The following is a 20749-nucleotide window of genomic DNA, read 5'->3' as shown; positions in this document are numbered from 1 at the left end:
GTTAATCTTCCAGGTACTGGGCCAGCTGATCCTTCATGGGCAACCGCAGAACGGTGCCGGCCTGGGGCTCCCTCCCGGTGTCCAGGCCGTTATAACTGGCGGCTGCAGGGGCATATCCGGCAGCGCCATAATAGCTTTCACAGATGGAATCCCAGGTGTCCCCAGGCTCCACAATATAGTCCTCCGAGGTCAGCAGTTCCTCCGGCTGGGGCAGGGAAGCAAAGGCCACCTCTTCCTCCTCCGGCGGCCGGGTGGGGTCCTGAAGCTGAATGCTCCCCTCTTCCTCCTGGCCCTCTCCATAGGAGACCAGGCCGATCTGGGTGATGGGTTCCCCAGCCGCTTTTTCCCCTCCTGTGAGGGAGGTGATGAGATAGACCACCAGGCACAAAAACAGCACCACGATCCCCAGCCAGGAAACCTGGGCCAGCCGCTTTTTGTTCTCCTGGAAAAAAGCCTTGGCCTTGGGAATGAATCCGCTTTGCCCAAAACTGTCCCGGGCCTTCTCCAGATCCCGGATCAAGGGAGGCAGGCTGTCATACAGCCCGGCCTGACACATTTTGTAGATGTCCCGCAGCGCCTTGTGATAGGGGTTTTTCAGCTCCCGGCGGAGCATGAATTCCATCAGGGCCGCTGTCTCCTTCCAGCGGGAGCACCCCACATTCCCGGTGAAAAACTCCGGGTGGAACTGGTAGAGCAAGCGCACATTCTCCTCCTGGTCCAGCAGAATGTTCTCCGGTTGGAGCAAGGCACACTGCACGCTTTCCGGCAAATCGGTGCCGCCGGTGTGAACCCGGAACAGAGCCCTGATCAGAATGGTCAGCCGCTTTTCGGTGTTTCCCGGGCAGTCCCGGAAACTCTCAGCCAGGGACCGGCCCTCATAATAGCGGAAGATGGCATAAAAGTCCTGTCCCGCGCTGAACAGATCCACAAAATCCGACCGTTCCTCCCGGCGGGTGAAGGCGGCATAAAGCTGGCTGAAAAAGGCTCGGGTCTCTTCCCCATGGGGCACCCGGTTGGAGAGCAAAAGCTCCTTTTCCCCCGGGCGGCTGACCACCTGGGCCGTCAGATACAGGGTATCGGTGAGCGTGCCCAGTGTCTGATACAAAGCGGTCTGGGTGTTTGTTTGTCTTTCCTCTGCCATTGTGCCGCCTCCTCATTCCGCAGCCTTCCTCAGCCTCTCAGTCCCCCTTCCGGGAGTTGGGCTTTTTACAGTTTGCGCACCACCACATAGGCGCTGGCCTGGTGCTGGCCATACTTGGCGCTCTGGGCCCTGATCTCAAAGACCCCTTCGGTGGCCGGTGCGGTATAAAGACCATTGCGGTCGATGCTGCCGCCGTTCTTCTCGGCCACCGACCAGGTCACCTCCTGGCTGGCGCTGCCTTCCACCATGGCAGTGAAGCGCACCTGCTGCAAAGGCTCCACATCCACCGTATTGGGTGTGATGCTCACCTGCACATCGCCCACCAGGTCTTCTTTCTCCTGGTTTTCTTCTTCGTCTTTCCAGGCCCACCAACGCAGGCGGATGTTCTGCTGGCTGGTCTTTTCCATCAGCCGCAGCCCCAGCTGCAAGGTGCCCTTTTTCACATTGACCATGGCCCCCAGAGCACAGGCCGGAGCTCCCAGGGAAAATTCCTCCCCGCCGAAGACCCCATCACCAAAGATCAGGTTGTCTCCCTTGCTCCCCTGGCTGCCGGTTTCCACGGCCACCATGGCCCGCACCCGTCCGGCTCCCAGGCCGTGGATGAACTCATAGGAATAATAGGTGCGTCCCGCCTTGGGCGCCACGCCCAAAGCCACATTTTCCACACCCTGGGCCATTTTTTTGGCAGGCGCCTGGGGCTTTTCGGTCTTTTCCCCGGCGGAATCCTGCTGGGCCTTTCTCTCGCCATTATGGTCTTCCCGATGGCCTCCCAGCTTTTGCAAAAGGCTCATCAGCTGGGTGTTGGGCAAATGCTGGGAGAAGGGGTTCTGCACCACTTTCTCGATGAAAAAGGCGCTTTGCCCGGCCACGATGTGGAACTTGGCCAGGTAAATCTCCTGATCCTCCCGGGGCGTGAGCAGTTCGTCAAAATGGCGGGTGTAGTAATTTTCCATCACCACTTCCCCCAGATCCCGGCGGGTGACTTCCACCGGCTGGCTCAGATCCTGGGAAAGCCCCGGCGCTTCCTTGCTGCCCAGGCGGAGAGAAAAGCTCTCCTTCAGCACTTTCACCGAAGTGTAGTCATCTTTCACCGAGCCGCAGTCCATGATATAGGGCAGGGTCACTTCCTTGTGGGTGGTCACCTCGGTCTCGGTGTACTCCACCCGCACCCGATTCTCTCCCTTGGGAGAGCGGAACAGGTCGCTTTCGATGTCAAAGGAAAAATGCACCGGCGCCGACACATCCCGCTTTTCAAAGAGCACCCGCAAAGCAAACTGATGGTCGGTATTGGCATAGCGGGGCACCTCCAACCGGATGCGCACGCCGTCTTCGTCATACAGGGTGATCAGGTCATAGAGCACACTGTCCACACCCAGCATCTGCCGGTTGGGTTCCTTTGTGGTGAGGAACAGCTCATAGCCCTCCCGCACCCGGTTATACTGCCGGCCGGCCTCCGCATTTTCCCCGCTGCCCGCCACCGAGAAGGTGCCTTCGCATTCTTCTTCCTGGTAGCGGATGCCCAGGTACACATCCCCGCTTTGCTGGATCTGATCAAAACCCTGGATGGCACTGATGCGCTTGACGCAGGGGTCCTGCACCAGGATCTCCCGGCCCAGATAGTCCAGAGCCATGCCCGCCTCCAGGGAAAAGGTCTGGTTGTCCACCAGCAGCACCCCCAGCCCGGCCACAATACCAGCCCCATGGAGCAGGCGGTTGCCCAGGCGGCGCTTGTTGTTCATATAGGTCTGCTCGTCCTGAAAATCCCGGACGGTCATCAGCTTGCCGTAAAAATAATGGTTGCGCTCGCCGGAGCTATATTGCAGATTGTTCATTCGTCCTTCCTCCCGTCGCCGATTGAGCCAGATAAGGTGCGCTGGGCACAGCGCCGCCGTCCAGCACCAGGCCTCTGCTTCTGCCCAGGATGGAATTCATCCCCAGATAGCAGTGCTGGCCAAGAATCAATTCATCGTTCATAAACACCAGGTTGCACACAGCATCCACCGGTTTGAAGCTCTGGATGATCTGATAGAGCCTGGCATATTCCTCCGGGCCGCCGGCCTTGCCGGGCATGAGCACCGTGAAGGTCTGCCGCCTTTTGCCGTAAAGCCGCTCCAGAGCCTCCTGGTCCTGCCGCCAGATGGGCTGGGACGCCGGTTCAAATTGTTCCACGATCCGTGGGGCATAACCGGTATAAAGCTCCACCACCTGCTCCAATGCCCGCCGGGTGCCCTTGATCCGGTAGAGCCCCGCCGCCTGTTTGAGAAGGCTGCGCAGCTTTTCCTCCGGCCACAGCCCCTGCTGAGGCACCGCCAGCATCTCCCCCAAAAACCGAAGGAACTCCGGTGAAGTGACCGCCGGATCGCATCGGGCGGGCATCTGGTCGATGTCCTCTTCCAAGTCCACATAGATGGACTGGAACAGACTGAGAAACCGGGCCAGAAAGGAATCCCGGCTGTCCGCTCCCCGGTAGACCTGGGGCAGATAGTCGATAAAAGCAATGCGAGGAAACTCCAGCTTGATGCTGTGCACCTGCATGGCCTCCCCATCGTAACTGTGGAAAAAAAGGCAGAACCACAGGTAACGGCCTTGCAGTCCATAGAGTGTCAGATCCATGGGATCGTCCCAGTTTTTTTGCCCATAGCGGCGGAAAAACTCTTCCCGGGTCTTTCCATCCGCCTTTTCCAGCCAGTCATCCAGCTTTTCCCGGCTCCCGCCCAGGAAAGGGACGGTATCCTCATCGCTGCAATAGACAAACAGCTCCAGCCGGGCGTTGTCCGGCAATGTGCTTTCCAGCCGCAGCCGGTGCCACACCGTGCCTTTTTCCAGGGTGTCCAGGCTGCGGGATATGTAGGTTCCTTCCCGTGCGTTTCCCAGATACAAACCTCCATCTCCGGCGGAAAGGCCTTGGATAAAGCCCATGTCCTCCCAGTCCTCCCGACGGTTATAGAGAAAATGTTTGGTTCCCGATGCCACGCTCCCACCTCCTTTTCCCCCTTACAAGCTGCCGGTGAAGCTCAGCTCGAAGCGGGTGATATGATAAATGCTGTTGGGGGGCGCCAGAATGTCGTCGGCGGTGGTCTTCTGGATGTATTCTCCCACCGGCTCCACGCTCAGGCTTTCGATCCGCTCCACACAGTCCAGCAGATCCACGGCACAATACAGCTCCCCAAAGCTGAATACGCTGCCAAAATTCTGATTGAGATCCCGGACGAATTGCTCGATCCGGCGGCGCACCTGTCCGGGAGCGTCCTGGCCATAAGGTGCGGCGGCCAGACGGCCCCGCACCACCAGCTCCACCCGCCGGGGCCACACCACATGGATCTGGGTGGTGAGCAGCCGGTGCCGGTCCATCACCTGGCGGATGTTCTCTTCGTAGGAGGGAAGGGCCTGTTCCCGGGCCCGACCTGCCCCCTGCACCACCAAAGTAATCCGCCGGTCCTCCGGCCCTGCAAAGCCGGTGAGCACCCGGCTGTTTTCCACGATCAGACCAGGGATCTTGCGGAGAAGGGCCTGGTAGTCTGCCGCCGTCACCGCCCGCTCTCCTGAGCGGAGAGCTTCCTCGGCCCGCGCCAGAGTCTCTTCCAGTTTTTCTCCGTCCTCTCCCCGGGAAGCGGGGAGGATCTGACGCACCGTCAGCGCAGCCAGCGCAGGAGAAAGGGCATCCAGCTTCCGGATCTGCCCGGCCTTGATGTTTCCTTCCTTGCCCCGGCTCACCCGGCACTGTCCCAGCAGGATGTTACCTTCTCCCTTGGGAGGCATGACTCCTTGGACATGATCGCCAAACTGAAGAATCCCTTCTTCTGCATCCATGACGAAATGCCGATCCCGGGGGCCGGAGGAATAAAAGTCCTCCCGCTTTTCCCACTGGGTAAAGGTGGTTTTTTCTCCCCTTCCCCGGCCGATGAGCAGATTTAAATCCAAAATGCCCTTTTTCACCAGGGGAAACTCCAGCCGCTGATGGGAAAACCCGGTGCCGCTTCCCAGCGTCACCCCTTGGGGCTCATCCAGGCCGTAGGAGATCACCATGGTCTCCCCGCCGCTTTCCCGCTGGGGCAAAATCACTTGCTTTCCATCCTGCTCCTCCAAAGAGAAGCCGGTTTCCTGCCAGCCTTCTTCTCCTTTGACAAAGACCCGATGACGGCCAAACAGCCCCAAATGGCTCTCCATCACCGCCGGGCCCCGGAACACATCCTGGCGCACCAGGGTGTCCTGCTGAAAAACCTCCACCACATTGAAGCGGATGTCCCGCACTTGGGGCGGCAAGTCATAGCCATCCTGCAAAAGCCGCACCCGCACAGCAAAGCCCTGGTCTTCCAGGGGAGCCATCTCCCCCTCATAGCGCAGGCTCAGAAAGCCGGAAAAGAGGAAGCCATGGGTATCATCCCGCACCACTTCCGCCTCTTTCCACCCGTCCCTGGTATAAACCTCCCAGGAGAGCCGGGCCAGAGGCACAAAGGCGTCCCCTTCCCGCACCGGCGTACGGCGGGGGTCCTCCTGAAGGGAAACATACAGGGAAAACACCCATTCCGAAGGAATGGGATCTGTGAAAAACAGCCTCATTTCCTCCCGGGGCTCCCGGACTGGTTCGGCCCCTAGGCCGGGGAAAACGGGAAACAGTCGCCCCTGCCCCAGTTGTCCGGCTTCCACTTGCTCCGCCCGCTCTCCGCTGCGGAAAACCACGCTTTTCAGCCGACTGGCCAAGGCGGCGGCAGGGGTTCTGTTTTCAAACACCAGCTCCCCGGCCCGCCACTTGCTTTCCTCTGGGATACGGAGGTCGGTTTCGGCCCCGGAGACCTCCACCAGCGTGCGGGCGCATTGCACCGGGCGGGATTCCATGCCCAGAAGCTCCAGAAAACGCCGTTTGCTTTCGGGGAAGATCACCGACATATACTGGTGCTGCATGGCCTTGAGCCAGGCCAGCAGATCCACCAGGGTCATGCCCGGGTCGGCAGCCTGGAGGTTGTTCCAGGAGGTGTCGTGACGGGCGATCTCTTTGACGGCGGACTCTACAATGTCCTCAAAGGTCTCACTGTTGAGTTTTTCCAGTTTGAGCACGCCCTCACCTCCCCTGTTCTGCGGTCAGATTGATTTCCGCTTCACCACACACCGGCACAGTAAAACCATCCCGGCGCAGACAGTCAAATTCCACCGCCTGCCGCCCGTCCTGGGTGACCATATAAGTAAACAGATGCAATCCCCGAATCCATTTGATATTGGGAATGGTCTTGATGCTGTTATAAATCAGCTCCCGGCTGGGGATCTGGCCGATCTCCCAGCCCTGGCCCCCGAAATTGCCGGTGATGGGATTGAGAAATTCCTCCAGCCTGCGGCGAATGGCCTGATGGGTCTCGTGGTAACAGTCGTAGTCGGGAATGACGGCATCCACCGTCACATAAACCTCCACATACCGCACCTCGAAGAAATCCGCCTGACCGCCTCCGGCCAGCAGCAAAGAGGCCTTTTCCTCCAGCATCTGCCGGGCCCGGCGCACCAGGGCATCGAAGAACTCCCCGCCCCGGTCAAAGGTCCGGGGCAGCACTGCCACCGCCAGCCTTCCTTCTGCCGGTCTGCCATACCGGTCCACATGAGCGGCACATTTCACCCGGAAAATATTCCGGTTGCTGGCCAGCACGGCCCGCTCCAGATCTTCCAGCGTCACCAGCCGGTCCATTTCCAGCACCTCGCCGGTTCGGCGATGGGCGGCCTGGCCAATGGTCTCCATGGGAGAGCCGCCGCTGATGGGCTTGTGGTTGGTCACCCCAGCCACTCCCGCCGGGCGGGACAAAAAGCCCAAGATGGCCCCTTGCGGGATGTTGCCGTGGTGGCCGTCGCAACGGGTGTGCTCCACCAGGATGCTCTCCTCTGGGCTTTCCGGCGGAATCCGGCCATGGCGTCCGTCCCCAAAGACCACATCCCCCTGGGAATAATCCACCATGTAGACCCGCTCTTCCCCGGCACACCCTTCCAAACGGTCCACTTCCCGCCAGGGCACCCAGATCTGTTCCACCGTGCCTTCGGCGCTGCGCTGCACCAGCACATCCGGGTTTTGCAGCAGCTGTTCTTCTTCCTTCACCGAAAGGGAACCGTGCTCATTGACCCAAACTCTGGTTTCCCACAGATTGGGCACATTCAAAGAACACCACTTGTTCTTTTCCCCCCGGCCGATGTAGAAATAGGCCCGGCTGCCCCGTTCCCGCTGGATCACCGGCACGGTATTGGGCCACACAGCCCGCAGCACCGGATTTTTCCCTTTTTTCTTTTCATCGTAACGGCCGTCCACATCCACAAGGCGGACAAAATACCCTTCCCGTCCGAAAAACCGGGCTTTGGCAAAGTCCTTTTTGCCCACCAGAGTCACCATGCCGCTGCGGGTGAGGTTTTCGGTCTGATCCATCACTTCGATGCTTTTCCATCCCGGCTCCCCATTGACGGTGATGCCGTAATACTCCCACCGCAGAGGGGGCGGGGCGGGAAAGACCCCTTCGGCCACATCCCAGAATATCCGCAAAGGCCCGCCGGTGAGGGGATTGGTAAAGCACACATACATGGTCGGATCGGGACAAAGGCCCGCCGTCACCAAAGGCGTCTGGCCGCTGTGGGGCAGCTCAACCAGATCGCGCTCCACATTGCTCTCCACCAGCACCGCTTTCCCCTCCTGCCAATCCTGGTACCAGTAGCCGATCTCCATATGGCGCACAAAGGGGACGATGTAATGGCCCTTGGTGGAAAACAGATAAGAGAGCTTGTCGATGCGGGCCCGGATGAACAGCCCCTCCGCAGCCCCTACCAGCAGGCTTTCCATGTCCGGGGGACAGCGGAAAGTAAGCCGCTTGACCCGTACGCCGGTCTGATCCGGGGTGAAGAAATCCTCTTCCTCCCCCAGGGGAAAGAGCCGGGCCCAGCCCAAGCCGTTCCAATATTCCCACACTACCCGCTCGATGCGCACATCCCGCTCCCGGGAACCTTCAAAATCCTCCCGGGTCATGACGCTGCGGTAGCAGATGGGATCGGGCTCATAGGCCTGCTCAATGGGCACTTTGTAATATTCCAGGGCAAAGTCCACCGTGATGACGGCCCCGGCCTTGGAAAAAGCCTCCCGGCTGGAAAACTGAAAGGCGGTGAAGATGCTCAGCCCATCGCCAAAGGGGGAGAAATTCTCCTCCGGCAGCTGGTTTCCCTCCCAGGACAAAGCGTCGGGGGCCAGTCCCTCTCCCCAGCCCTTCCAGGCGCTGTGGGTAAAGGAGACCCCTCCATCGGGGATCTGTTTCAGGCGGCAGCGAAGCAGCCCCATGGCCTGCTCCCCTTCCACTTCCACCGGATGGCTTCCCCGGCTTCCTTCCAACCCGATGCCCTCTTCTGTGAGCAAAACCCGGTCAAAGGGTTTCCAGCCGGTTTCGGTATGGTATTCCCATTGGGCCATATCCTCATTGGAAAACACCTCCGCCAACTGGCGGCGCTGCTTTTCCGAAAGGGCATGATCCAGGCGTATCATAAAGTGGGTACGGTCTTTGGTATAGAAGGCCCGGTCATCCCGGAACACCAGGATGTGCTGCTGAAGCTGAGGATATCCCTCCAGATCAAAAAGCCGCACCGGCTCTCCCGGCTCGTTCCGGTCATAGGCCATGACGATGGTGTCCTTCTCCGCACTGGTAAAAAAGATGCTGTCCACCTGGGTATCCAGGGCGGTCATGCCCTGGGTGGTCTCATAAAAGACCCGGCCTGCATCGGTATCGGCGGCGGCATACACCACCGTGCCCTGGGGCAGATAGACCTCTCCTCCGTCCGGGAGCACTTCCACCGTCACCATACCCTCTGCCGGAGCCGGAGGCAAAAGCCGGGTGCCCAGCAAGTTGAGGAAGGACAGGAAGTGATTGTACATGGTCCGGTTGTATTTGCTGACGGTATTTTCCATCATGGCGGCATAAACATGGGCCAGAACCATGCCGGCATCCGGGTGTTCCTCACCCCATCGCCACTCAGGCACATAGCTCCGGGCCAGAGCTTTCAGCTGGTCCATAATATCCCGGCGATCCCGCCCATCCAGCTTGGGTGTCTGCATTGTCCTTCCTCCTTCCTGTGTATTCTGAAATCATCTGTCCCCTTGGTTCAGCTCCATCTCCTGCCGCATCTGCTGGGGACGGATGGGGTCAATGTCGGAGACATACTGAATGTCCACCGTCACCGCCGTCCGGTTTTCCGGCGACTGCAGGACCCCCACATTGATTCCCTTGATATGCTCTTCCCACCGCTTGATGCTCTGGGCCAGAGTCTGGGACATCTGATTGACCAGCACCAGATCCACATTCTGGAACATGAACTGGTTGAGCCCGGCGCCGAATGTGGAACGCATTTTCCGCTCGCCCTGGTCGGTTTTCACAATGAGCCGGACATCCTGGCGGACACATTCTTCGTCCTCCACCATCCGGATCCGGCCCGTGGTTTCATCCACTTCCACTGGAAAAGCCCATCCTTGCAGCTGTGCCATCCTCTTTCCCTCCCTATCAGTTGACTTTCACCATGGCGCCCTTCACATTGGTGACGCCGCTGGCCTCCAGATTCAGCTGGCCGCTGGCCTTCACATTGACGGCACTCTTGCCGCTGACATCCACCTGCTGACCATCCACCTTGATGTTGCCCGAGGCCTTGATGGTGATCTGGTTGCCGCTGCCGTCCAGCTCGATGGAAGCGCCGCCGCATTTGAGCACCAGTTTGGTTTTGGCCTCCAGCGTCACGGCGCCGCCTCCGATATCGATCTTCAGCAGATTGGCTCCCTCTTTGTCGGTGAGGGCAATGGTCTTTTCCTTATCGTTCATGGAAAGGGCGCTTTCCCCTGCGGTTTTCAGCGTCAGGCCAGGGGCTTCCTCTCCATCGTTCCACTCCATCAGATGGCCTGTTTTGGATTTGATGGTGCGCAGCTGGTTTTTGCCCTCCTCCACCTTGCCCGGGCCAGGGGCCTTGGCATTGTACAGGCTGCCCAGCACATAAGGGGCGGTGAAATCCCCATCCACAAATCCCACCAGCACCTCGTCCCCCACTTCCGGCAGGAAAAAGGCGCCGTAGTCTTTGCCGGCCATGGGGGTCATCACCCGGATGTAATCGGTCTCCTGGAGGGAATCGGTGCGGTTGAGCAGCCGGACTTTCACCCGGTTCTTTTTCTCCGGGTCTTTGATGTCGCTGACGATGCCCACCGTGATGCCGCAGAAGGACTGGTCCTCATGCTCCTGGGCCAGCATTTCGAAGATGCTCATTTTCTTCCTCCTCTGCTACATCTTGTTTCCCGCAATGTGGACGGTGGTATCAAATCCATCCCGATCCAGATGATGCACCACTTTGGTGATGAAATAATCCCGGTTCAGATCCTTATTGAAGCCCTTGAGGGTGATCATATGGCCGGGGAACAAAATGGGGATGCCCGAAAGTTCGATGGTGCCTGTGAGAAACCCCATGGACATCTGATCCAGCAAAGCCTGGGCCCGGGCTTTGGACTCGGCCTCGGAACGCACCGAGCCATCAGCCACCACCTTTTCCATGGTGGCGGTGATCAGCTTGGTTGCGTCAGCCCCCGCTTTTTTGCCGCCTCCCACTCCGGTGACGGCGGTGGCCTTGGCTTCAAAGGGCTTGCTTGCGTCCTCTGTGTTGTGGCTGCGCACCGTCACCGATTTCACCTGATTGGCCAGAGTGACCTCCCGGCGAAACCGGCGCAGATTCTCTCCCGGCTCCACCGTCAGCAGGCTGTCGGTGAATTTCTTATAACTAACGAAATACACCGTATCCTGTGCCACATAAAAAAGGTAATTCAGCCGTTTGGCCAGGGAGACCACAAAATCATAATCGCTCTGGTTGTGCTGCTCGATGGGGGCCAGCACCTCTGCGCTCACTTCCACCTGCTTGCTTTTGTAAAGAGCGGTGTAGTTTTTCAGCACATCGTTCACCGCTTCGGAGTATTTGGTGATGCCCTTTTTCTGCAGGGAGCGGTAGCTGTTCATCATAAATTGTTTGCAGTCCATGGCGGTGACGATCACGGCCACCCGATCCCCCTGGATGTCGATTTCCTGAGAGGAGATATAGCCCACAAACACCGATTGCGCGTTTTTGCTCTCTCCATAGCCCAAAAAAACCTCCAGCTTGGCCCCCAGCACCAGCTTATCCAAAGAGGTATCCATCTGGAGTTTCCCATCTTCAAAACGGGAATACCGGCCCACCACTTCCAGCGTGCAGTCGCTGGCCTCCATGCCGGTGGACATATTCACCTGAATACTGGTATAGATCAGCTGCTCTCCTGGAAGAAGAGAACCGTTGACATGGAAATAAGCCACTGGCCGCTGAAAATTATTGAATTTTTGGGCCGCATCGTTGAGGGTCACGCTCTCTCCTCCCTTCGCTTTTCATCAAACCGGTCAAATGGGCAGAGATCGGAGAAATTTCCCCGCCTTTTCCACCATTTTCAGCATATCCGAGGTGGAATCGCTTTGCTCCAAAGGATCCGCATTGGTCTTGGTCACCATGGACAAAGAGACTTCGGCCCCCAGCGGCGCTCCCTGGCTGGAAAAATAATTAAAAGTCGTCTGAATTTTGGTGATGATCCCTTTATAGGCCATATTGCCCCAGGTAAATATCACCGGCACCTGCTTGTGAGCGGCCTTCATCAAGGGGGTATAACAGCACAGATCCTCGTTGAACAAACTCAGACTGGTAAAGTCAGTCTTTTTGATCAAGTCACTCAAGGCACTTTCCGCCTGGCCGATCTTGTCGCCGCTGCCGATCAGGCTGGTGACAATGCTGGTGGCCGCTGTGGCCAGAGCCTTGAACTCCACCCCGTCGGTTTTGGCGTTGTATTCTTCCACAATGTTGAAAATCAAGGTGATATCCACCTGTTGTTCCCCAATGCCCCGAGGCAGAATCTTACCGTCGGCCGCTGCGGTCTCCGGAGTTTTTTCATTGGCGACCCCTTCTTCCCGCTTCACCTGCGTAGTGGCGCTCACCTTCAGACTGGATGGGTTGAACAGCACAGGATAAGGCCCTTCGGATTCCCATTTTCCATCGCTTTTTTGTTTGGTGGCGATAGTGAATGTGGCCTTGTCCACCGCACCGAACCGTCCGCCCAACGCACACATGGGCCATACCCCCTTTTTGTCATTTCAATTTTTTTACCGGCCGATTTTCCGCCGTTCTGTCCGCAGCCGCCGCTCGACCCGATCCAGCACCTGGGCGGCCATGCGGTTATAATTGAGATCCTGCAGCACCTGCTGGATGATGCGCTCTTCGGTCTCCTGGCTGATGGCTCCGGGAGTTTCCGGTCTGGGACGGCTCTCCGGCGCCTGATAGGAATAGGCCGCATTCATGGCCGACACATACCCTGCGTCCACCGATTGAGCCCGCAGCACTTCTTCTCCGCTCTCTTCCTTTTCCTGGGGTGCACTCTGCGGCCGGGGCGGCAGACGATAAACCACGCTCTGTCCTGTCCCTTTCGGCGCATCCTGGGATGGAGCCATCGGTCTGTCCGGCTGTGAAACCGGTGTTCCTTCGGAAAACTCTGGGGAAAAGGCGGTGTGCACCATGGCCTGGGAAGTTGCATCCAGCCTGGCAGGAGGTCGGGCATTCTCCAAAGACAGCAGAGAGGAAAGTCCCTGGCCTCGCCGAATCGCCGGTGCCCCTTCTTTCTGCAATGGCGCAGATTCCTGAGTTTTTCCCTGCTCCAAAGCAAAAGCAAGATGCCCCATCATAGGCCCTATAGAGAGAGCCTCCGCTCTTTCCTGCTCGGCCCCTTGCTCTAGCTGGGTATCCAGAGAAGTGCGGAACACCATGTCCCAAGGCCCTTCCTCCTCCCAGGCCGTGGGAAGAACTCCACTGGAATGAGAAAGAGGGCTTTGACCTTCTGTCAAAGGCATAAAGCTCTTTCCACCGTTCCAGGCCCCGCCCCGCCAGGGACGGGCAAAGGGGAGCGTCCTCTTTCTCGCCGGGGCCGCAGTCCCTTTGGCCCTCATCGGGGCCAGAGACAAGGCGCGGCCGATGGCAGCCACGCTTTCCAAGGCGGGAACAGCGGGGGAAACAAAAGAAAGAGAGAATGGATAGGAAAAGAAGGATTTTCCCCTTTCCGTTCCCGACCGGATGGCAACGGTCTCTCCACTCCGGCGTACCGGCTCTCCACCCCAGGCCCAAGGCCGCGGGAGAGGAAGAGGCGAGGGACCTTCCCATTTCCGGGAAGGTTCTGGAATGGGAGAAGGCGGCAATGCCTCTCGCCCCGGCGGGAAAGAAGACGCCTCATGCCCCTGATCCACTGGATTGGAACGAAAAACGCCAGCCGGCAGCGTTGTGCGATACACCGGCTCACGAACTCCGCTGCTGACTGGTTGCGGCCCCGTCAAAGCACCAAGCCGGGACATCGCCCCAACCGGCAGCGCTGTGCGATACACCGGCTCACGAACTCCGCCACCGACCGGCTGCGGCCCCGCCAAAGCAGCAGATCGGGACAACGCCCCAATCGGCAAAGTCGTACGATACACCGGCTCACGAACTCCGCTGCTCACCGGCTGCGGCCCCGCCAAAGCACCGGATCGGGACAACGCCCCAATCGGCAAAGTCGTACGATACACCGGCTCACGAACTCCGCCACTGACCGGCTGCGGCCCCGCCAAAGCACCGGATCGGGACATCGCCCCAACCGGCAGTGCTGTGCGATACACCGGCTCACAAACTCCGCCACTGACCGGCTGCAGCCCCGCCAAAGCACTGGACCGGGACAGTGCCCCAACCGGCAGCGTTGTGCGATACACCGGCCCATGAGCTCCGCCACTGACCGGCTGCGGCCCCGCCAAAACACTGGACCGGGACAGTGCCCCAACCGGCAGCGTTGTACGATACACCGGCTCATGAGCTCCGCTGCTGACTGGTTGCGGCCCCGCCAAAGCAACGGATCGGGATAATGCTCCAACCGGCAGCGTTGTACGATACACCGGCTCACGAACTCCGCCACTGACCGGCTGCGGCCCCGTCAAAGCAGCAGATCGGGACAACGCCCCAATCGGCAAAGTCGTACGATACACCGGCTCACGAGCTTCACTGCTCACCGACGAAAGAGCGGCCTCCTGCTCTGCTTGTGCTGCGTCCCGATGGACCAAAGAAGAATGTAGCCCAGCTCGCCCCTGTGGGAAAAAGGTAGCGGCCCCACGGGACCCCAGACCTGGCGTTTTGCTGCTCACAGACTGAGATACCAAAGCATTTTTCGCCTTTTCTCCCAACGGCCAAGCCGCTTTTTGCCCAAATACACCTTCTTGGCCTGATCTTTCCCAGGCAGTTTCCCGTTTGTTTTCTCCGGTCTGGAGTACAGTCCGAGCTTTTTCAGCTTCTGCCCTTGTTTCGGCCCATTCTGTGCGAGGACCAATTGAGGGAAAAAGCGGACGGGCTTCATAGCCTGAAGCCGGTTCTTCATTGGAACCAATCTCCCGGAAACGCAAAGGCACCGCCTTCGGGCTTTGGCTCTTCCGCCCAGGAAACACTCCCTCAGCAGACAGAGGGAAACCGATCCAAGGCGTCCCTTGGGCACGACCCGAAAACAGAGAAAGCTGTTCTTCTTTCCTCCCCCATGCCGCCCCTTTGGAAGCCAGAGTCAGCGGTCCAGGGAATATCGCTCCGGCCTTGGCAATTCCTCCAAAAGGAAACGACGCATAAGAAGATGGAAAAACCGACAAAAAGGACGGCATTCCCAAAGCCCCAGAGGGCGCAAGTGGCGGGAGATTTCCCACTGGCCCAGGCATTCCAGCCTTTGCCGAAAGGATTTTCGGCTGAAAAACGGAGACAGCATGGGAAATCGCCGGAAAAGTCCGAAGGACCGGCAGGCTTTTCCCCCCCGGTCTCTCTGTTTCTTCCCCATGTACTTCCCGGCTTCCAGCGGAAACTGGTCGGGCTGTGCTCCCATGCTCTCGCTTAAAAACGACGCTTGCAGAATCCTGGGATACACTTTCCAGCGTCCCTTGAACGGGGAGTTGGGCACTCCACTCCTGGGAGCTTTTCCCTGTCACCGCTGCGCTGCGGCGGCTCGTTTCTTCGGCCTGAGACAAAGCAGGTTCCCGGCTCTCTTCCCCATGGGAAGTTGGGGCACTGCTTTCCCCTCGCTTCTTCTGGATGCGCCCGGTTTTCCCTTTGCTTGGGGAATGGACCTCCCCTTGTGCATGAGGGCCATGGCCGGCTTCCCGACGCCGCAGACCACGAGGCGATGGAGCCTGCTCCCGCACCGTTTCCCCCTGTTCTTGCTTTTGCACTACAGTCAAAGGGGTAGTATGCAAAGATTGCGGCTTTCTTTCGGCCTCTGTCCGTCTGGGGGCAGAGGTCTCCGGCTTCAAAGAAAAAATTGGAGAGGCTGGACCAACAGAAGGGGCCTGCTTTCCATGCACCGGGGCAGAGCTTCCCGGTAACACAGCCCGGGTCAGCCGCGCTTCACCGGATTTGCCGTTTTTTTTTAACTGTTGGGTCAGTTCCGAAAGAGCCTTCTGAAACTGGCCAGCCTGGAGCATCTCCCCTTCCACGGCCCGCCGGATCTGCTGGGCCTGGGAGCTCACCGTGCCCCAAGCGGTGGAAAGAGCCTGATCCAACTGACGGGTCAGCTGAAGCTGCAAATTGTGCTGCTGGCGGAGAAAGGTGTTGCTTTCATCGCAATAAGCCCGCAGCTGCATCAAAAGATTGACCACCACCGGCTGCTGAGACGCCGGAGTCAGCTCTGGCCCCTGCCCCTCCCGCGGGAGTACATAGGACAAAGATTCCAGGCGCAGCGCCTCTCCCGTAATCCCCTTTTGCAGGATGGACTGGCAGAAGGCCGCGTTGCTGCCAGGCAGGGTGAACTCCCCCAGCCCCCGGCCAATGGTGCCGGTTATCGGTTTGAATCCTCCCATGCCCATGCCTTTCCTCCTCTCCGGCCCTCCCTTTTACTAGAACCTAGAACAGAGAGGGAATGGGAATGTTTTTCAGCCCCTTGTGGGTGATGGTGAATGTTTCAATCAAAGGTTCGGAGCGGGTGGCGTCCAGATTGCTGACCTCCCACTCCACAACACCCTGGGAAATAAAGGAATAAATTGCCTTGATGCTCTGGCTTTCGTCCAGCACCAGGATCAGGCCCAAGGCGTCCTTGGCCTCGATGGCCTGACTGCCCACATACCCGGCCAACAGACCGGTGATGCTCAGCTTGCGCATCTGGTAGCCCCGCTTGAAGGTGAGCCGGTGGGGCTCGGTCTGGGGTTTGGGAATGCGGATGGGATAGTCGTTGCGGCCCCCTTCGCTGATGAAATCCACCGACTGGCTCCGCCCAATGCCCGAAACACTCTGAAATCCCAGTGTCACTGCATTGAACAGCACAATAAACCGCACCGCCACAATGGGATCATAATGGCCGCTGCGGGTGATGAAAAAGGGTACCTTCATACGCTTCCTCCTTTCCCCAAGGCCCCGTTTTTTTGTTAAAACACATCAAAGATGTTTTTGCCCCGGGTCTCCTGGTTCATTTTGTCATTGATCCGGGAAACCTCCCGGCAAAACCGGAGTCGCTCCCTGTGTTCCATGTCCATCAGTTCGCCGTAGCTCCAGTGCAGATAGTAGCCCAAAAAAGCTATCTCCTCATAGATCCGGTCCAGGGGATAGCTTTTTGCTATTCCCCCAGCAGGGATACCTCCACCTTGAATTTTTCACCGCAGTGGGGGCAGGTTGCTTCCACCCGAATGGGCTCCACCGCGTTGATCTGCTGGTAGAGGTTCTGGAGATAGGCCATGTCGGAAGAGGGCAGCTTTTCTACGATCCGGTTATCGACGGCCGGCAGCGTGCCCAGTTTGGTGATGACCCGTGTCATGAGCACCACGCTGAGATAGGCCGGGTTCTGCTGGACCCGCGGGTCCTTGAGAGGCAAAATCTCATCCGCCGCCGTGGCAAAACGCATGGTGCCCTCCCGATGCACCGTGCCGTTTTCATCCATATAGCCCCGGGGCAGTGTGAAGGGATATTCTGTCTGGTAAGCCATGTATGGCACCTCATTTCTTCGCTATGGTGACCTTGCCGAAAAAGACAACATGCCGCCGTGTCCCCGTCCAAAAGGACAAGGACACGGCAGCGATGACGCATCACTCGGTGCGAGTCAGGCCTTCGTGGGCCAGCTCGATGGTTTCGATGGCCACCTCGGAGGAGGTGCCGTTGAAGTCCGGGGCGGTGTATTTCACCGGCCAGGCGTTGATGCACCGCCAGGAAGCGGCAGGGGAACCCTCTTCGTCCAGAGCGGTGAGAGTCACTGTCTTTTTCTCGATGGTGCCTTCGGTGATGTCGATGAGCCAATCATAAAGCACCATGGTCTCAGAAGAGCCCCATTTCAAGGTGATGTTGCCATATTTGATCAAGCCGGGCAGCTTTGTGGGGGTGATGGCAGGATCGTCCCCGGCCCGGTATTCCACCACATCGATGGTGGCGTCGAAACCGCTGACTTCGCTGAAGCTGCCGGCATCCAGGCCGTCAATCTCCAGGCGGAATCGGAAATTACGATAGGGAAGCACTTGCTGTTCAACTCCTTATATAAAAATCGTGAGAGCCTTTTTCTTATTCGCCGGTCTTCTGGGTCAGGCGGAAGATGACAAATTCCGCAGGCTTGACAGGGGCCACACCGATGACGCACACCAGGCGGCCATTGTCGATGTCGTCCTGGGTCATGGTGTTGGTGCCGATGTTGACAAAGAAGGCATCGGCGGCAGTGGAGCCGGCCAGAGCGCCGCTCTTCCACATCCCCTCCAGGAAGACCTCGATGGTGCGGCGGACACGGATCCACAGCAGCTCGTCGTTGGGCTCAAAGACCACCCAGTTGGTGTTGGCCTTGATGGACTCCTCCAGGAAGATGAACAGACGCCGCACGTTCACATACTTCCACTGGGGTTTGGAGCTGGCGGTACGGGCGCCCCACACCCGGATACCCTGGCCGGGGAAGGAACGGATCAGGTTGACGCCGTTGGGGTTGAGCATATCCTGCTCGGCGGTGTTGTAGGCCACCGACAGGCCGGTGCAGTTCATCACCGTCTCGTTGGCCGGTGCTTTGTGGATGCCCCGGCTGTTGTCGCTGCGGGCATAGATGCCCATCACCGAACCGGAGGGCGGAATATAGGTGTTTCTCTTGTCCAGAGGATCATAAACCTCCAGCCAGGGATGGTACATGGCACAGTAATCGCTGTCCACGATGTTCCGGTGCTTCATGATCTCATCCACGCTCTTGGCCTCTTTGGGCATATCCAGCACGGCGAAACGGCTGCCCAGGTTTTCGCAATGGGCCACCAGGGACAGCTGCACATTGGGAGAGGTGATGCCGGGCACAGCCATGATGGACACATCGCTGTTGTCCAGGAAAGCCTGGATGCCGGTACGCTCGCCGGGGCCCTTGTCCTCGCCGATGAAATCGCCGTCGGACAAAGCGGCCGCTGTGCCGTTGAGACCACCGGACAGCTGGAGACGGACTTCCGCTTTCTGGCAGCCTGTCCACTCTTTCACCAGCTCGATGGGGGCCTTGGCCTCTTCCACAGCCTGGGCGGTCACATTGACCAGCTCGGACTTGGAGAGCATCTTTTCGATGAAATAAGGGGTGGTGATGTTAAAGGACACATTCTCATAGGTCTCCGCCATGTCTTCGCAGCGGATCTCCATGTTCATTTCACAGGTCTTGATGGTCACCTGAGGCAACAGAGCCTGGTCCACCACCTGGGCGCTCTGGAAGGGAGAAGCCATGGTGATGTTCTTGCCCTCCACCTGGGCCACCACGCCGTATTCCACCCCATCGGGGCCCTCCAGGGCCACCACATCGCCTGCATAGAACTCCTCGACGCTCTTCAGGGTGTATTTTCCTTCGCCCAGATCCTCCATGATCTGGCTCTTGCCCTTGCTGGCCGGAACCATGGTGATGACGATCCGGTTACCCCATACACCGGGGTTCTTGGCTTCAAAACGCAGGCCTTCGCCGCAGGACAGGCCGGCCACTGCCGCATCGGAAGGGGCCACGCGCATTACAAAAGCCCGGGCACCTCCGTTGGCGAAAAAGTGGCTGACCGCATGGGCCAGGTAGCGATATTCGCCGAATTCGCTTTTCTGCAGATAGCCGCCGAACTTCCGGTGGAAATCGGAAATACCGGTGACAAACACCGGAGCGCCGGACACGGGGCCCTTTTCTGCAAGGCCTACAAAACCGGCGGTGCTGGTGCTCACCCCCTGCATGGGAGCCGGGCCGCTGTCAAATTCCTCCACATAGACACCGGGAGACAAATATTCTGCCATACGCTTTCGATCCACGAGCGATCAGGCCGCAAACAGCCCGGCCCGGGATCTTTCCACTCCTTTCTATCTGGTGTTCATGGTGTTTCGCGCTTGGGGGATCCCGCTTCCTCCATGTTCTCCGCTTCTTCCATAGGGAGAACATCCTCTCCCAGGCCGCTTTCCAGATCCAGGCCCAGGGCCTGGGCCTGCATGGCCAGCCATTTTTTCCGGATAAAAAGCTGATAATCGTCGGATTGGCGGTTCTCCCCGGCTTTCTGCAAAGCCTGGGAGAAAATTTTCTGGAACTCTTTTTGCTTTTGCCTCTTGCGGGAGATCAGCGTCTCCACGCCGGAGGCGGCGCTGTGAATGCTGCTGCGCCGGGCATCGCTGCGGTGCTCCAGCATTTGCAGCTGGTGCAGGCGGTCTCGTTCCTCCTCCACGCCGTAAAAGGGGAGCACCCGATCCATGGTGGTCTCCCCGCCCTCCCGACGGGACATGGTTCCCATCCGGCCCATCACCGCCTTGGGCGCCCGGGCCGCCTCACACCGCAGACCCATCGCCCCTTGGGAAAAGGTCTCGTCGTTGCTGCGGAACCGGTCCTGACCGTGGATGGTGCGCACTCTGGCCTTGTTTTCCAGCACTTCCCGTCCCTGGGAGTCGTGGTCGTGCCGCACAAAGCCCAGAACCACATCCCGTTTTTTGGGGTCATAGCCCACCTCAGCCCGCCCGGTGGTAAGATCCACCTGACCGGAGAGCTGAGGCAGTTCCTCACGGGAAGCACAGCAGGAGGGCTTGACACTTTGCAGCCGGGAATCTTTCCCTTCCGCCGGTTTCAGGCGGATGCTCTCGGCGGTCTCCAGATCCAGCCCCTGCAAATAGGTGCTGGAGCTTTTGGCCGTGGCGGCGCTGAGGGTGATGTGATCCCCTGCAGCCTTGCTCCATTTGGGCCGCAGCGGCTTTTTTCCAGGCGCTGTCTGTTCCTTGGAAAGCACCTTCCCTCATCCCTCCTTCCGGTCGGGCCGCAGTCTTCCCGACCCCATCCGGCCGCGGCAGAGAGAATACACACAGAAAAGCCCTCGGGCTCTTTCTGCCCCAAGACCGCTGCTCAGATGCCATATTTTCATGATGAGAATAACATAAAATCTTGTCGAATAGTGGCTTTTGGCACAAACGACACGCATCTGGCACAAACAACACGCATCTGGCACAAACAACACGCATCTGGCACAAACAACACGCATCTGGCACAAACAACACGCATCTGGCACAAACAACATGACAATGGCTTCTCAGTGGCTTGTGTCCGGAAACAAACTCCTGTATGATAGAAATAGCGTAAAATCGCCATCA

16 protein-coding genes are annotated in these 20749 nt (G+C 58.7%); all 16 read right to left on the bottom strand.

Annotation, left to right across the window (positions count from 1 at the left end; all coding sequences use genetic code 11):
- Position 1: 1 nt before the first annotated feature.
- The 16 genes from KQI26_RS06795 to KQI26_RS06720 all read right to left on the bottom strand — a co-directional run bounded on the left by KQI26_RS06795 (position 2) and on the right by KQI26_RS06720 (position 20391).
- On the bottom strand, positions 2 to 1141 hold the full coding sequence (locus KQI26_RS06795; protein ID WP_118747431.1) for a hypothetical protein: 1140 nt from the start codon (positions 1139 to 1141) through the stop codon (positions 2 to 4).
- A 65-nt stretch (positions 1142 to 1206) separates the two neighbouring features.
- On the bottom strand, positions 1207 to 2973 hold the full coding sequence (locus KQI26_RS06790) for an Ig-like domain-containing protein (RefSeq protein ID WP_216503833.1): 1767 nt from the start codon (positions 2971 to 2973) through the stop codon (positions 1207 to 1209).
- Positions 2954 to 4114, bottom strand: coding sequence for a phage tail protein (locus KQI26_RS15730; RefSeq protein ID WP_216503832.1), 1161 nt, complete (start codon positions 4112 to 4114; stop codon positions 2954 to 2956). Before KQI26_RS15730 ends, KQI26_RS06790 begins: the two co-directional genes overlap by 20 nt.
- Before the next feature lie 21 nt (positions 4115 to 4135).
- Positions 4136 to 6196, bottom strand: coding sequence for a baseplate J/gp47 family protein (locus KQI26_RS06780; RefSeq protein ID WP_216503831.1), 2061 nt, complete (start codon positions 6194 to 6196; stop codon positions 4136 to 4138).
- A 4-nt stretch (positions 6197 to 6200) separates the two neighbouring features.
- Positions 6201 to 9200: a hypothetical protein gene (locus KQI26_RS06775; protein ID WP_216503830.1), complete on the bottom strand. Its 3000-nt coding sequence runs from the start codon at positions 9198 to 9200 to the stop codon at positions 6201 to 6203.
- 30 nt (positions 9201 to 9230) lie between these two features.
- Positions 9231 to 9626 (bottom strand): GPW/gp25 family protein, encoded by a 396-nt coding sequence (locus tag KQI26_RS06770; protein WP_216503829.1) that lies wholly within the window; start codon positions 9624 to 9626, stop codon positions 9231 to 9233.
- A gap of 16 nt (positions 9627 to 9642) precedes the next feature.
- Positions 9643 to 10389 (bottom strand): phage baseplate assembly protein V, encoded by a 747-nt coding sequence (locus tag KQI26_RS06765; RefSeq protein ID WP_216503828.1) that lies wholly within the window; start codon positions 10387 to 10389, stop codon positions 9643 to 9645.
- 15 nt (positions 10390 to 10404) lie between these two features.
- Positions 10405 to 11505, bottom strand: coding sequence for a contractile injection system protein, VgrG/Pvc8 family (locus KQI26_RS06760; RefSeq protein WP_216503827.1), 1101 nt, complete (start codon positions 11503 to 11505; stop codon positions 10405 to 10407).
- 33 nt (positions 11506 to 11538) lie between these two features.
- Positions 11539 to 12255, bottom strand: coding sequence for a hypothetical protein (locus KQI26_RS06755; RefSeq protein WP_118426350.1), 717 nt, complete (start codon positions 12253 to 12255; stop codon positions 11539 to 11541).
- A 33-nt stretch (positions 12256 to 12288) separates the two neighbouring features.
- Positions 12289 to 13029 (bottom strand): hypothetical protein, encoded by a 741-nt coding sequence (locus tag KQI26_RS06750; protein ID WP_216503826.1) that lies wholly within the window; start codon positions 13027 to 13029, stop codon positions 12289 to 12291.
- 3040 nt (positions 13030 to 16069) lie between these two features.
- The gene (locus KQI26_RS06745) at positions 16070 to 16552 is read right to left on the bottom strand and encodes a phage tail protein (RefSeq protein ID WP_177614305.1); all 483 of its coding nucleotides are present in this window, start codon (positions 16550 to 16552) and stop codon (positions 16070 to 16072) included.
- A gap of 35 nt (positions 16553 to 16587) precedes the next feature.
- Entirely contained in the window at positions 16588 to 16752 is a 165-nt protein-coding gene (locus tag KQI26_RS06740) for a DUF6760 family protein (RefSeq protein ID WP_371744102.1), read from the bottom strand.
- A gap of 23 nt (positions 16753 to 16775) precedes the next feature.
- A complete protein-coding gene (locus KQI26_RS06735; RefSeq protein WP_216503825.1) occupies positions 16776 to 17141 on the bottom strand; it encodes a phage tail assembly protein in 366 nt (121 codons plus the stop codon).
- 100 nt (positions 17142 to 17241) lie between these two features.
- Positions 17242 to 17664: a phage tail protein gene (locus KQI26_RS06730; RefSeq protein ID WP_118426341.1), complete on the bottom strand. Its 423-nt coding sequence runs from the start codon at positions 17662 to 17664 to the stop codon at positions 17242 to 17244.
- A gap of 43 nt (positions 17665 to 17707) precedes the next feature.
- Positions 17708 to 19420: a phage tail sheath subtilisin-like domain-containing protein gene (locus tag KQI26_RS06725; protein WP_216503824.1), complete on the bottom strand. Its 1713-nt coding sequence runs from the start codon at positions 19418 to 19420 to the stop codon at positions 17708 to 17710.
- 74 nt (positions 19421 to 19494) lie between these two features.
- Positions 19495 to 20391 carry a hypothetical protein gene (locus KQI26_RS06720; protein WP_216503823.1) on the bottom strand — a complete coding sequence of 299 codons (897 nt, stop codon included), beginning with the start codon at positions 20389 to 20391 and terminating at the stop codon, positions 19495 to 19497.
- Positions 20392 to 20749 lie beyond the last annotated feature (358 nt).

Origin of the sequence: Intestinimonas sp. MSJ-38 (genome assembly GCF_018917925.1) — a bacterium.
In the GTDB taxonomy this organism is placed as follows: Bacteria; Bacillota; Clostridia; order Oscillospirales; family Butyricicoccaceae; genus Pseudobutyricicoccus.
The sequence above is the reverse complement of the archived record's forward strand: the minus strand, read 5'-3'. Positions and strand labels throughout refer to the sequence as shown.

Coding starts and splice junctions, on each gene's coding strand:
- KQI26_RS06795 (WP_118747431.1), bottom strand. CDS start 1,141: ATGGCAGAGGAAAGACAAACAAACACCCAGACCGCTTTGTATCAGACA.
- KQI26_RS06790 (WP_216503833.1), bottom strand. CDS start 2,973: ATGAACAATCTGCAATATAGCTCCGGCGAGCGCAACCATTATTTTTAC.
- KQI26_RS06775 (WP_216503830.1), bottom strand. CDS start 9,200: ATGCAGACACCCAAGCTGGATGGGCGGGATCGCCGGGATATTATGGAC.
- KQI26_RS06770 (WP_216503829.1), bottom strand. CDS start 9,626: ATGGCACAGCTGCAAGGATGGGCTTTTCCAGTGGAAGTGGATGAAACC.
- KQI26_RS06765 (WP_216503828.1), bottom strand. CDS start 10,389: ATGAGCATCTTCGAAATGCTGGCCCAGGAGCATGAGGACCAGTCCTTC.
- KQI26_RS06755 (WP_118426350.1), bottom strand. CDS start 12,255: ATGTGTGCGTTGGGCGGACGGTTCGGTGCGGTGGACAAGGCCACATTC.
- KQI26_RS06750 (WP_216503826.1), bottom strand. CDS start 13,029: ATGCCTTTGACAGAAGGTCAAAGCCCTCTTTCTCATTCCAGTGGAGTT.
- KQI26_RS06745 (WP_177614305.1), bottom strand. CDS start 16,552: ATGAAGGTACCCTTTTTCATCACCCGCAGCGGCCATTATGATCCCATT.
- KQI26_RS06735 (WP_216503825.1), bottom strand. CDS start 17,141: ATGGCTTACCAGACAGAATATCCCTTCACACTGCCCCGGGGCTATATG.
- KQI26_RS06725 (WP_216503824.1), bottom strand. CDS start 19,420: ATGGCAGAATATTTGTCTCCCGGTGTCTATGTGGAGGAATTTGACAGC.